The organism is Microcoleus sp. T3_D1, from assembly GCF_036700405.1.
In the GTDB taxonomy this organism is placed as follows: domain Bacteria; phylum Cyanobacteriota; class Cyanobacteriia; order Cyanobacteriales; family Microcoleaceae; genus Microcoleus.
In genome coordinates this window covers 51,781-65,731 of record NZ_JAUBOV010000006.1, presented here as the reverse complement: position 1 = coordinate 65,731, position 13,951 = coordinate 51,781, and the positions used below count along the sequence as shown (strand labels likewise).

General features: G+C 46.9%; 4 protein-coding genes. 3 read left to right on the top strand and 1 reads right to left on the bottom strand.

Annotation, left to right across the window (positions count from 1 at the left end):
- Window positions 1–98: 98 nt before the first annotated feature.
- Window positions 99–1,433: a TrkH family potassium uptake protein gene (locus QT992_RS04850; protein ID WP_333315772.1), complete on the bottom strand. Its 1,335-nt coding sequence runs from the start codon at window positions 1,431–1,433 to the stop codon at window positions 99–101.
- 298 nt (window positions 1,434–1,731) lie between these two features.
- Between QT992_RS04850 and QT992_RS04845 the strand changes: the two genes are divergently transcribed.
- The 3 genes from QT992_RS04845 (at window position 1,732) to QT992_RS04835 (ending at window position 13,930) form a co-directional block, all read left to right on the top strand.
- A complete protein-coding gene (locus QT992_RS04845; protein WP_333337089.1) occupies window positions 1,732–2,688 on the top strand; it encodes a methyltransferase domain-containing protein in 957 nt (318 codons plus the stop codon).
- 36 nt (window positions 2,689–2,724) lie between these two features.
- Complete coding sequence (locus QT992_RS04840; RefSeq protein WP_333337087.1) at window positions 2,725–3,783, top strand: homogentisate phytyltransferase; 1,059 nt, start codon at window positions 2,725–2,727, stop codon at window positions 3,781–3,783.
- A 274-nt stretch (window positions 3,784–4,057) separates the two neighbouring features.
- Entirely contained in the window at window positions 4,058–13,930 is a 9,873-nt protein-coding gene (locus tag QT992_RS04835) for a tetratricopeptide repeat protein (RefSeq protein ID WP_333376643.1), read from the top strand.
- Window positions 13,931–13,951 lie beyond the last annotated feature (21 nt).

Sequence of the window (13,951 nt, the reverse complement as noted above, 5' to 3'; positions counted from 1 at the left end):
GAGACAGCGCCGCCTCCTTTTGATTTTTGGGTAAGTAGTAAAAGTTGATTTGGGTTGTCACCCATTGTTTAGATTATCAGCAACGAGACAGGATTTTTTTATCCCACTAACAAACTTTCCTCAGCATACTTAAAAGACCTGGGTTTTGGGTCGCCGAATGCAGCACTCACCAGCAGCAGCACCCCAACCCGACCTATGTACATTGTAGCAATCAAAATCAACTTACCGATCGCTGAAAGCGTGGGTGTAATCCCAGTGGAAAGACCGACCGTGGCAAAAGCTGAAACTGCTTCATACAGCGCTGCGATAAATTCTACTTGGGGATTGGTCAGCTCGATTAAAATTGCAGATGTGAACGCGACCAACAGGGAACCGAAGACTACGCTAATGGTTTTCAGAATCATTGGTGGCGGGATCTGACGCTGATAGCACTCCACATCTTCCTGGCCTTCGACAACTGCTGTGGTACAGCAAAACAATATCCTAAAAGTTGTGGTTTTGATTCCGCCGCCAGTGCTGCCAGGACTGGCGCCGATAAACATCAGCGCGATCGTCAGAAATAGCGAGGCTTCGGTCATTTGGCCAATGCTAATTGTATTGAATCCCGCCGTGCGGGGAGTAACAGATTGAAACCAAGCTGCCATCAGCTTTTGAGGAAAAGTTAGAGATCCGAAAGTGTCTGGGTTGTCGTATTCCAGCACCAAAAACGCTAGCGTTCCTAAAATTAAAAGGACAGCCGTTGTAGTGGTAACAACTTTGAAGTTCAGGGAAAAAACTGTGCAGATAGGGCTTTTGTTGAAGCGATCGCGCAGCCACAGGTACATTTCCATAATTACTTGATAGCCGATTCCCCCAAATATGATTAAACCAGTGACTGTGAAGTTAACCATAGGCGAACTGATGTAGCCGATCAAATTATCTGAATAGATGCTAAAACCCGCGTTGTTAAAGGAATTAACGCTGTGAAATATAGCAGACCACACACCCTGTTTAAATCCGTATTGGGGGACGAAAACCGTCATCAGCAAAAACACTCCTGTTAATTCAAACAAAAGCGTTGTTGCTAGAATTGACTGCACGAGTTGTACTACGCCGGCTAGCCCGGATTTGTCGAGAGATTGTTGCAGGGCAATTTTGTCTTTCAAACCAAAGCGGCGGCCCAATAACAGCAGCAAGAAAGTCGTGGCTGTCATGTAGCCCAAGCCTCCTATTTGCACCAGTAAAACTAGGCACAGTTGCCCCCAAAAAGAGTAATATTTTCCGACATCTACAACCGACAAGCCCGTGACGCAGACAGAGGAAGTAGAGGTAAACAGTGCTGTTATTGGATCGCTCCAAGTTCCATCAATTGTGGAAAAGGGCATCATCAGTAATAGAGCACCTACGAGGATGACAGCGAGAAAGCCCAAAGCAATGGTTCGCGAGACAGTCATTCGATTTTAGGTTTTAGATTTGAGATTTTAGATTTGAGAGGGAAGCCACAAATCGATTTGGGATTTGAGGTTTGAGAGGGAAGCCACAAATCGATTTGAGATTTGAGGTTTGAGAGGGAATCCACAAATCGATTTGAGATTTGAGATTTTAGACGCAGCCCACAAATCGATCGTCGGGCTTGAAATCAGAACATCTCTGTCTGGCGAATGCCGGAGACCGATCGAACTCAATAGCCAAATTCTATGACAACATCGGGAAAATAACGGTAGAATTCCTTTAATAACTTGCGATCCGGCGATGACATCAACACTTTACCAGCAAATTCAGCAACTTTACGACGCTTCTAGCGGTCTGTGGGAGCAGGTGTGGGGCGAACATATGCACCACGGTTACTACGGCCCGGATGGCAATTTGAAAAAAGAGCGCCGACAGGCTCAGATAGATTTGATAGAAGAACTGCTGGGCTGGGCTGGAGTACCGTCAGAGAAGGCACTCTGTGAATCTTACCGCATTCTCGATGTCGGTTGCGGCATCGGCGGCAGCACGCTGTATTTGACTCAAAAGTTTAGTTCGATCGCGGAAAATAATTTAAAGTTGGATGGCAGGAGCGATCGTGATTTTAGCATATCTGCCGAACCAAATAAAACGGGCGCTAGCGTCGTTACAGCGACCGGGATTACTCTGAGTCCGGTACAGGCCAACAGAGCGACCGAACGCGCTAAAATTGCCGATGCTCAAAGCAATGTGAATTTTTTGGTGGCCGATGCTTTGAATATGCCTTTTCCTGACGAGTCATTCGACTTGGTTTGGTCGCTCGAAAGTGGCGAACATATGCCAGACAAAATTAAGTTTTTGCAGGAATGCTGCCGCGTACTGAAGCCGGGAGGAACTTTGATTTTGGCTACTTGGTGTCACCGCCCGGTGGGAGAAACGGCGGGAGAATTAACTGATGAAGAGAGAAAGGAATTGGCAGAAATTTACCGGGTTTATGCTTTGCCTTATGTGATTTCTTTGCCGGAATACGAGGAAATTGTTCGCAGTTTGCCTTTGACAAGTATTCGCAGCGCTGATTGGTCAAAAGCTGTTGCTCCTTTTTGGGATGTGGTGATCGATTCTGCTTTGACTCCGAGCGCGATTTGGGGTTTGCTAACTAGCGGTTGGACGACTATTCAAGCTGCACTTGCTCTCGGATTGATGAGCCGTGGATATCAGAGCGGGTTGATTCGTTTTGGGCTGATTTGTGCTGTAAAATAACAGGCAGATATCAGAGAAGTTTTGAGTCTTGAGTTGATGAGTAAGGTGTGCATTGCACACCCTACAGAATATTATTTGTTTGGTGCGGGTGTGAGATTTATGGGCAACGATTCGATTGGCAAGTCTTGGATTGATAAAAATGGCTCGGCTCCGCAAAGCTGGGTGAGGGCATTTTGGGAGTTTTCTCGGCCGCACACAATTGTGGGTACTAGCTTGAGTGTATTGGCGTTGTACGCGATCGCCCAAAGCGCGCGGCTGTTTGTGAATCCTGTATTTGGGGCCCTAGCTTTTGCCTGGTTGGCTTGCATTTGCGGCAATATTTATATTGTGGGATTGAACCAGTTAGAAGATGTTGAAATTGATAAAATTAATAAGCCGTATTTGCCGATCGCATCGGGAGTGTTTTCTCGGAAAACCGGGGAATTAATCGTAATTGCAACGGGAATCCTAGCAATTTTGACTGCTGTTTTACAAGGGCCGTTTTTGCTGGCTACCGTTGGCGTTAGTTTGGCGCTCGGGACTGCTTATTCTCTGCCGCCAATTCGGCTGAAACGCTTTCCTTTGTGGGCGGCGCTGTGCATTTTTACTGTGCGGGGCGCGATCGTAAATTTAGGGTTATTTTTGCACTTTAATTGGGTGTTGAATTTGGGAAGGGCGAAAAGCGCTTTTTCTGGCTGGAGTTTGGAGAGTATGTCTTTTGAGATTCCTGCGGAAGTTTGGGTGCTAACGGTTTTTGTTGTGGTGTTTACGTTTGCGATCGCCATTTTTAAAGATATCCCCGACATGGAAGGGGACAAGCAATATAATATTACTACGTTTACGATTGAGCTGGGCAAGCCGGCCGTCTTTAATTTATCTCGCTGGGTGTTGACGGTTTGTTATTTGGGCGCGACTTTGGCGGGAGCGATCGTATTGCCTAATGTTAATTTAGTGTTTCTGGCAGTTTCTCATTTGGCGGCTTTGGGTTTGATGTGGTTTTGGAGCGCGAAAGTTGATTTGGACGATAAAATAGAAATTGCTGCATTTTATCAGTTTATCTGGAAGTTGTTTTTCTTAGAATATCTGATTTTTCCCGCAGCTTGTTTGTTGGGGTAGAAGGAAGAAGGAAGAAGGAAGAAGGAAGAAGGAAGGGGGAAGAAGGAAGAAGGAAGGGGGAAGAGGGAAGAAGGAAGGGGGAGCATCTCAGTTTTGCATTTACAGTGCGAGCGTCCCCGCTCGCGTATTGTACAATACGCGAGCGGGGACGCTCGCACTACAATAAAAAAAATGCTTTTTACAAAACTGAGATGCTCCCAAGGAAGGAAGAGTTAACAAGTTAGAACAATTTTGCAATTACAAGTTAGCGAACTCCCAAACAACTAAGACAACTATGGCTTCTCAAAAAAAATCGCGAAAATTTGCTGGCAAACTGGGTGCAGAAGACTGTTTGAAATTAGCTTGGGAACATCACCAAGCGGGACGTTTGTTAGAAGCTGAGAATTTGTACCGGCAAATAATAGAAGTACAGCCGGAATCAGCAAACGTGCTGTGTTTGTTGGGAATAGCGGCGAGACAGCAGGGAAAAATTGCAGAGGCGATCGACTTTTACGAAAAGGCGATCGCCCAAAACCGCGATTTTGTAGAAGCACATTTAAATAAGGCTAATCTTTTACTGGATGTAGGCGAGTATCCAAGGGCGATCGCCAGTTACGAACAAGTCATCAAAATCCAGCCCAATTCAGCACTCGCTTACAATAATTTGGGCTGGGCAAAACAGCAATTATGCGAAATAGACTCGGCAATTTTATATTACCAAACAGCGCTGCGACTCGACCCCAACCTGCAGGAAACAGCGCACAATTTAGGACATTTATATAAACAAAAAAATCAATTAAACGAGGCAATCGCCTGTTATCGGCACGCTTTAAAAATCAATCCCAACTTAACATATTCTCTGATGGGCTTGGGAACAGTTTTGCAACAGCAGGGGAAATTAGACGAAGCTTTCAACTGCTACCAGCAAGCGGTAAAACTAGAACCCAACAATCCCGAAGCTCACAACAATGTAGGAGCATTTTACCACGAACAAGGTAATGTAAAAGCCGCAATATCCTACTACAGACAAGCATTAAACTTAAAGCCAGACTTCGTGGAAGCTATTAACAATCTCGGACACGCTTTGGTCGATTTAGGAGAATTTCAAGAAGCTTTTTCTTGTCACAGTCGAGCCTTGGAATTGCAGCCAGACAACGCCACCGCACACCTGGAATTCGCCTTAACTTTGCTATTGTTCGGAGACTTTCAGCGCGGTTTTGCTGAATATGAGTGGCGGTGGCGCACTCCGCAACTACAACCGAGGCAATTTAAACAGCCGGTTTGGGATGGTTCGGATTTGCAGGGGAAAACTATTTTACTCCACGTCGAGCAAGGCTTCGGCGATTCGATTCAGTTTATTCGCTACGCGCCGATTCTTCGCAGCCGAGGCGCTAAAGTTATGGTGGCTTGCTATCCAGAAGTGATGCGCTTGTTTGCCACAGTTGCTGGTATTGAATATTTATCAGTGAGTCTGGAAGGTTTGCCAGAATTTGACGTTCACGCGCCGCTGATGAGTTTGCCGCGAATTGTCGGGACAACTCTGGAAACAATACCTGCCAATGTTCCTTATTTATATCCGCCTGCTGAGTGCAAATTTGCGCTTTCTTCTGATGCCAAATTGAAGGTAGGAATTGTTTGGGCGGGGAGTCCCAAGCGCCGGAAAGACAATCAGCGTTCTTGCAGCTTGAGCGATTTTATTCGATTTTTGGATGTTCCGGGAATTGCTTTTTATAGTTTACAAAAAAACTTGTCCGAGAGCGATCGCACTTTGTTGAACCAACACTTGGTGCCGGATTTAACTCCGCATTTGAACGACTTTGCTGATACCGCTTCGGCTATATCTCAACTGGATTTAGTCATTACTGTCGATACGGCTGTGGCGCACTTAGCCGGTGCTTTAGGAAAACCGGTTTGGGTGCTGCTTTCTTTTGCTCCTGACTGGCGTTGGCTGCTGGATCGTGAAGACAATCCTTGGTATCCAACTGCGAGGCTTTTCCGCCAAAGTCAGCCGGAAAGTTGGCAAGAATTGTTTGAGGATGTACAGGCGGCTTTGAGTTTATTTGCGATCGCAAATACTGCTAGTTATTCCCAGGATTCTGCCAAAGATTCGCTTGACTTCGTTTCACTTGCAATGACTGCTAATCATACGCCTGACCTCGATTCAGTAGCTCTCAAAATGACAGGTGCAAGGGTAGTTCAAGAGAGTAAACAAATATTTGTGATTGCGAGCGAAGGCTTAGCAGAAGGCTCTGCAGCTAAGCAATCGCAGGGGATTGAGACATCGGTTGCGATCGGAACGGCTGGCGATAATTTGGTTGTTTTAGAGGATTTATTGCGGCAAGCAGAACAGTTAATGGAAACAGGAGATCGGGAAGAGGCGATCGCCCTTTACGAACAGATAATATCTCTTGACCCAAATTGCGTCCAAGCGCGGATTAATTTTGGTTTTCTCAAGCAAGAAAATGGCGAATTAGAAGCCGCTATCCCGCATTACCTAGAAGCTTTAGCCATCGATCCAAATATTCCTCAAACATCTTACAACTTGGCCAAGATTTTTGAGGAACAAGGTCAAGCGGAAGAGGCGATCGCACATTACGAACAAGCTCTTGTCGCTGAACCGAATTTCGTACCCGCACTGATTAATTTAGCTGTGGCGCAGCAAGAAAAAGGCGAACTTTTCAGGGCGATCGAGCTGTACCGGCGAGCGCTGGAAATTAATCCGCATAGCTGGGAAGCTTACAACAATCTGGCAACAGTGTTGCAAGAACAGGGCAATTTAGAAGATGCGTTGGAGTATTATCACAAAGCTCTAGAATTGCTGCCGGATTTTGTGGAAGCTATCAACAATTTAGGCAGGACGTTTCTGGAAAAAGGCGCGGTAGAAAATGCCATATCCTGCTACAGACGAGCGATTCATTTAAGTCCCAATCATGCTAGCGCTCACCTGAATTTATCCTTGGCTTTGCTGTTGGTGGGAGATTTGGAAAATGGTCTCGCTGAATACGAGTGGCGCTGGCAAATTAAAGAATTTCACACTGGTCATTCCTGTTTTTTGACGGGGCCGGATAATACTGTTTCGGTGAGAGAATACCGGCCGCTATGGGACGGTTCTGATTTGGTAGGAAAGACTATTTTGCTGCACGCCGAACAAGGTTTAGGCGATTCGCTTCAGTTTATTCGCTACGCTGCGATCGTCAAAAATAAAGGCGGTAGGGTAATTGTGGGCTGTTACCCGCAATTGCACCGTTTATTTGCAACGGTTGATGGCATTGATTTGCTAATAGTTAAAGGGGAGCCACTGCCGGAATTTGACGTGCAAGCGCCGATGTTGAGTTTGCCCTATATTATCGGTACAAAGCTGGAAACAATACCAGCAAATAGTGCTTATTTATCTCCGCCGGCAGGTGCTGAATTTACGCTTGGGCCCGATCGCACTTTGAAAGTTGGGATTGTCTGGGCGGGGAATCCAAAACACCGCAAAAACAAGCAGCGTTCTTGCAGTTTAAGCCAGTTTCTGCCGCTTTTTGACGTTTCGGGGGTAAGTTTTTACAGCTTGCAGAAAGAGGTTTCCGATGCCGATCGCGCGCTGTTGAATCAAACGTCGATCGTAGATTTGAGCCCGCATTTTGGCGATTTTGCCGATACTGCTGCTGCGATCGCCAAACTGGATTTAGTCATTAGTGTGGATACCGCTGTCGCCCATTTGGCGGGCGCTTTGGGCAAACCAGTGTGGATTTTGCTGGCGTTTTCGCCGGATTGGCGGTGGCTGTTGGAGCGCGAAGATAGTCCTTGGTATCCAAGCGCAAGGCTGTTTCGCCAGCATCAGCGGGGCGAGTGGGAGGACGTTTTCGATCGGGTGGCGGAAGCTCTAGGCGCGGTGGGTGCTGCATCCCGGCCGTCGGATTCGGCGGATGCAGAGTTTCGGTTGGGCGTGGATTTGCAGCAGCAAGCCGATGTGGGCGGTGCGATCGCTTGTTATGAGCGGGCGATCGCGATCGATCCTAATTACGCAGCCGCGCACAGCAATTTAGGCGTTGTTAAACAGCAAAGCGGCCAGCTAACAGAGGCGATCGCGCACTACCGACAAGCCTTAGCAATCGACGGGAATTTGGCGGAAACTGCAAGCAATTTGGGCAGCGCGCTTGCGGAAGCAGGGGAGACTGAAGAGGCGATCGCAGAATACGAGCGGGCGCTTTCTTTGAACCCGAATTGCGCGGAAGCGCTGATTAATTTGGGCCTGTTGCGGGAAGAGCAAGGGAATGTGGTGGAGGCTATAAGCTGCTACGAGCAAGCGATTCAAGTCAATCCTAATTGCGCGGTGGCTTATTTGAATTTGGGAATTGCTTTGGAGGCACAAGGGGAGGAAGCGGAAGCGGGCGCAAATTACGAACGGGCGATCGCGAATTACGAACGGGCGATCGCGATCGAGCCAAATTATGTGGACGCCCTGCAGCATTTAGCTTACGCCTCGATCCGACAGGGCAAAATTGACCGTGCGATCGCATACTACGAGCGATCGACTGCAATGCAACCGGATTTAGCAGAAACTCTGATCGCTTTGGGGAGTTCTCTGGAACAGCAAGACAAGTTGGATGAGGCTCTAGCAGTTTGCCAGCAAGCGATTCAGCAATTGCCAGCCAGTGCACAGGCTCGCTGCAATCTGGGAATTGTCCTGCACAAACAGGGCAAAATTGAAGATGCGATCGCCTGCTATCAGCAAGCTTTGAGCCTGAAACCCGACTTTCCACAAGCTTTGAACAATCTGGGCAAAGCTTTTGAGGAATCGGGAAAAATGGCAGAGGCGATCGATTGTTACCGTCGGGCGATCGAACTCAAACCCGGTTATATCAATCCCCTCACCAGTTTGGGAAGTGCTTTGCACGATCGCGGCTTCTTTGCAGATGCTGTCACCTGCTACAGCCAAGCAGTTACATTTAATGTCGGCAATCCTGAATCTCACCTAAATTTAGGTTTAGCTTTGCTGCTGGCGGGAGACTTTCAGCGCGGTTTTTACGAGTACGAATGGCGACTCCTAGTTAAAGAAAAACAGTTCCGATCCCACAACTTTATTCAGCCGCTTTGGGATGGCAAAGATTTGCAGGGAAAAACTATTTTGCTTTGCCCGGAACAGGGTTTAGGCGATGCAATTCAGTTTATCCGCTACGCAGATTTAGTCAAACAAAAAGGCGGTAGGGTAATTGTTTGGTGTTTGCCGCACTTGCAGCGCTTGTTTGCACAAGTTTCGGGAATCGATGGGTTAATAGTTAATCCAGAGGATGCGCCGGATTTTCAAGTTCACGCGCAGCTAATGAGTTTGCCTCACCTTCTGGGAACAACTTTAGAAACTATACCGGCGAATGTTCCTTATTTAGCTCCCCCGCCCGGTTGGGAATTTACTCTCAGTCAAACTCCTAATTTGAAAGTGGGAATTGTGTGGTCAGGAAATCCTAAAAATTCCCAAAATAATGTGCGATCGTTACCCATGAATTTATTGACCAAACTGTTAGATATTCCCGGAGCCGATTTTTACAGTTTGCAACAGGAAATGACAGCAGACGATCGCGCTTTGTTAGAGCAAATGGCCGTAACAGATTTAAGCTCTTATTTGCACGACTTGGCGGATACTGCGGCGGCAATCTCGGCTCTGGATTTAGTAATTTCTGTAGATACTTGTGTGGCGCACTTGGCTGGTGCTTTGGGCAAACCCGTGTGGATTTTGCTGTGTTTTGTGCCGGATTGGCGGTGGATGTTGCAACGCGAAGATAGTCCTTGGTATCCGACGGCGAGGCTGTTTCGCCAGTCTACAGCGGGGGATTGGGAAGGAGTTTTAGATCGGGCTGCTTTGGCGTTGAGAGAAAGAATTTATCAGTATCAAGAAGCTCGACCGCCAATAGAAACTCAGACCAATATTCAATTATATCAAAAACAGTTCAATCAGGCAAATATTCTCAAGTCGCAAGGAAGATTTGCCGAGGCGATCGCTTATTTTAAAAATGCTTTAGTTTTGCAGCCGAATTCGATCGAAGCCGCCACTAATTTGGCAGTGACGCTGCACCAAACAGGCGATTTAGCGGAAGCTGCCGCCTATTATCAGCGCGCGATCGAAATCGATCCGAACTGCGCTCAAGCGCACAATAACTTGGGTATTTTGCTGCAAGATCGAGGCAATATACCCGATGCTGTATCTTGTTTTCAAAAGGCGATCGCCCTGAATCCGATTTACGTCAAAGCTCTCAACAATCTCGGCGCGACACTCCAGCAGCAGGGCGAGTTGCCGACTGCGATCGCCTGTTTTCATCAAGCACTTTCTGTCAATTCCAATTATGCGCCAGCCCTGGTAAATTTGGGTGCGGCGATGCAAACACAATCTCAGCTAGCAGAGGCTGAACGCCTTTACGAGCGTGCAATTGAAGCAGAACCGCACAATCCTAAAGGACACTATCACCTGGGAACGTTATGCTTGGCTGCGGGAAAAATAGAACAGGCAATTTCTAGCTTGGAACGAGCCATATCTTTGAGTCCTAATTATATAGAAGCTCTTACTAATTTAGGCAGTGCTGTTGAACAATTAGGAGACGTGAATCGAGCAATTTTTTGTTACACTAAAGCTCTTGAAATTGATGCAAATTGTGTTAAAGCTCACTTCAATTTAAGCTTAGTCTTGCTGTTGACTGGGGACTTGCCGCGCGGTTTAGCAGAATACGAGTGGCGGTGGCAAACAGAACAGGCGAAAAAATTGCCACGGTTGAATTTTGACCAACCAGTTTGGGACGGTTCAGATTTGAACGGCCAAACTATTTTGCTCCGATCCGAACAAGGTTTGGGCGATGCCATTCAATTTGTGCGATACGCGGCAATTGTGCAGCAAAAAGGCGGCAAAGTAATCCTTTCTTGCTATCAAGAACTTAAGCGTTTATTTAAGCAGATTCCGGGGATTGAACAAGTGGTGATTCGGATGGATGAATTGCCGGATTTCCAACTGCAAGCACCGCTGATGAGTTTGCCGTATATTCTCGGAACAAATTTAGAAAATATACCGGCCAATGTTCCTTATTTAGCTGCGCCGCCGAATTGGCAATTTTCTCTAAATTCCGATGGCAAGTTTAAAGTTGGGATTGCGTGGGCGGGAAGTGCGGAACATTTGAAGGATTTTCAGCGATCGAGCGATTTAAGCTATTTTCTGCAATTCTTAGATGTTCCCGGTGTAAGTTTTTACAGTCTTCAGAAAGAAATGTCGGCTGGCGATCGTACTTTGTTAACTCAAATTCCCGTGATAGATTTGAGCGACAATTTGAACGATTTTGCCGATACTGCGGCGGTGATATCGCAACTAGATTTAGTAATTTGCGTGGATACTGCTATCGCGCACTTAGCCGGTGCTTTGGGTAAACCGGTATGGATTTTGCTGTGTTTTATGCCGGATTGGCGGTGGATGTTGGAACGCGAGGATAGCCCTTGGTATCCGACGGCGCGGCTGTTTCGGCAGCAAACACCGGGCGATTGGGTGGGAGTTTGCGATCGCGTAAAAACAGCCTTGCTAGAGAGGGCGGGCACGGGGGCACCGCCCCTACAATCTACTCGTTCCCAAGCTGTGCCTGGTAACGGAGATACCGAAGCTTCGCCTCGATTTTCTTTATCGCCCGCACAGGTACAATTTCACATAGCAAATGCCTTAGAAAAACAAGGTAAAAAAGCAGAGGCAGCCGATCGCTACGAACAAGTAATTGCCGCATCACCCAGCCACGCAGAAGCCCACAGTTGTTTAGGTTATCTCAAACAGGAAAACGGGCAAATAACCGAGGCAATTTCGCACTACAAACAAGCGCTAGAAACCAATCCCAACCTGAGCGAAACAAACTTATACTTGGGTTCTGCCCTCGAAGAACAAGGAAAAGTCGCAGAGGCGATTCACTTCTACAATAAAGCAATTCAACTACGTCCCAACTCGCCAAATTGGCGCTTGAGACTAGCCTTCGCTTTGCTCTTAACTGGAGATTTGAAGCGGGGTTTTGCGGAGTACGAATCGCGCTGGCAAACTGAAGAATTGGATCGGCGCTCTTTTGATCAACCGCTTTGGGACGGCTCGGATTTGCAGGGAAAAACAATTTTATTGCACCCTGAACAAGGTTTTGGTGACACGATACAGTTTATCCGCTACGCGCCTTTAGTTAAGCAAAAAGGCGGCAAAGTTATTGTTGCTTGTCATGTCTTGCTGAAGCGTTTATTTGAAGGAGTTGCAGGAGTCGATCGAGTAGGAGTCAGGCCGAGCGATTTGATAGAGTTTCAAGTGCAAGCCCCCCTGCTAAGTTTGCCCAGAATTCTGGGAACAACTTTGGAAAATATACCGGCAAATATTCCTTATTTAGCCCCTCCACAGGATTTTAAATTTTTCCTAGAGCCGAACAATAAACTAAAAGTAGGTATTGTGTGGGCGGGCGGCCCGCTGCACCGCAACAATCATCAGCGATCGTGTAAATTGAGCGATTTTGTAAAATTTGTAGATGTTCCGGGAGTGAGTTTTTACAGTCTTCAGAAAGATTTGTCAGCGGGCGATTCCCAACAGGATAGCTGCGCTTCACGCACTTTATTAAAGCAACACCAAATTGAAGATTTGAGCGAACATTGCGTCGATTTTGCCGACACAGCAGCAATTATTTCGCAACTCGATTTAGTAATTTGCGTAGATACTTCTGTCGGGCACTTGGCCGGTGCTTTGGGCAAACCCGTCTGGATTTTGCTGTCTTTTGTTCCCGATTGGCGCTGGATGTTGGAACGCGAAGATAGCCCTTGGTATCCCACTGTGCGTCTGTTTAGGCAGCAAAAAGCGGGTGATTGGGATGGAGTTTGCGATCGTATAAAAGCAGCCTTGCTAGAGAGGGCGGGCACGGGGGCACCGCCCCTACAATCTACTCGTTACCAGGCTCTGCCTGGTAACGCATATTCAGAGGCTCCGCCTCGGCTTCAACCCCCAGAAACTCCCCCACAAATTACAGGAATCGGCATCACTTGGCCGATCAGCATCACCAGCGGCTGGGGAATTTACGCCATGAATTTAACACTACAACTGCGGCAAAATCCTGCCTGGGAAGTTGCACTTTTAGCACCGCCCTCAATCACCTCAGAATCGATGAATCCGCTGCATAAATCGCTGTTGTTACCTGTAATTGAAAAGCACAAAACTTTTCAGGAATTAGTAGCAGCAAATTCCGACAAACAAATCAGTTGTAATTTTCCCGTCCTTTACGCTTTGGGGAATAATTTAGCTTCGTCTGGAGTTGACAATCAAATTACCAGCGCTTGTCAAATAGGAGTCATATTTTTTGAAGACACACGAATCACAGCAGAAGCACTAGAAACGGCCAAAAAATATAGCGCGATTGTCACAGGTTCTAACTGGAATGCGGATGTTTTGAGAAGCCGCGGCTTGACTAATGTGGCGATGGTACATCAAGGAATTGACCCAACAATTTTCCATCCTGCACCCAAATCTAATCTATTTGGCGATCGCTTCGTCATTTTCTCCGGCGGCAAATTGGAATATCGCAAAGGTCAAGATATTGTAATTGCCGCTTTCAAACGATTTCGCGCCAAACATCCAGAGGCTTTGTTACTAACAACATGGCACAACTTCTGGCCTCAGTATATGCTAGGAATAGAAAAAACCGGAAACGTGGCCGGACTTCCCAATATCAACCGCGACGGAAGTTTAGAAATTTCCCAATGGTTAGTGGCTAACGGTTTGCCGGTTGACTCTTTTATCGATATCGGCTTAATTCCAAATCACCTCACCGGACAAATTTTGCGAGAAGCCGACTGCGCTGTTTTCACCAACCGCTGCGAAGGTGGCACTAATTTAGTCGCGATGGAAAGTATGGCCTGCGGAATCCCGACTATTCTATCAGCAAATACTGGTCATTTAGACTTGATTTACAGCCATATTTGCTATCCTTTATGGAGTCAAGGACGAGTTAAACTAACTCCTCCTTTTTCCGGTGTAGAAGGTTGGGGAGAGTCGGATGTGGCAGAAGTTGTCGAGGCTTTGGAACAAGTTTATACTAATCGCGAAGAATCAAAACGGATCGGTTTAGCTGCGGCTAATTTTATGCTGGATTGGACTTGGGAAAAACAGGTTAAGCGCTTTCTTGATGTTATATCAAATTCGATTTAACAATCATCTTTTTACGGCGAA

Bases quoted from the DNA above. Each gene is read 5' to 3' on its own strand.
- QT992_RS04850 (WP_333315772.1), bottom strand. From the start codon at position 1,433: ATGACTGTCTCGCGAACCATTGCTTTGGGCTTTCTCGCTGTCATCCTC.
- QT992_RS04845 (WP_333337089.1), top strand. From the start codon at position 1,732: ATGACATCAACACTTTACCAGCAAATTCAGCAACTTTACGACGCTTCT.
- QT992_RS04840 (WP_333337087.1), top strand. From the start codon at position 2,725: ATGAGTAAGGTGTGCATTGCACACCCTACAGAATATTATTTGTTTGGT.
- QT992_RS04835 (WP_333376643.1), top strand. From the start codon at position 4,058: ATGGCTTCTCAAAAAAAATCGCGAAAATTTGCTGGCAAACTGGGTGCA.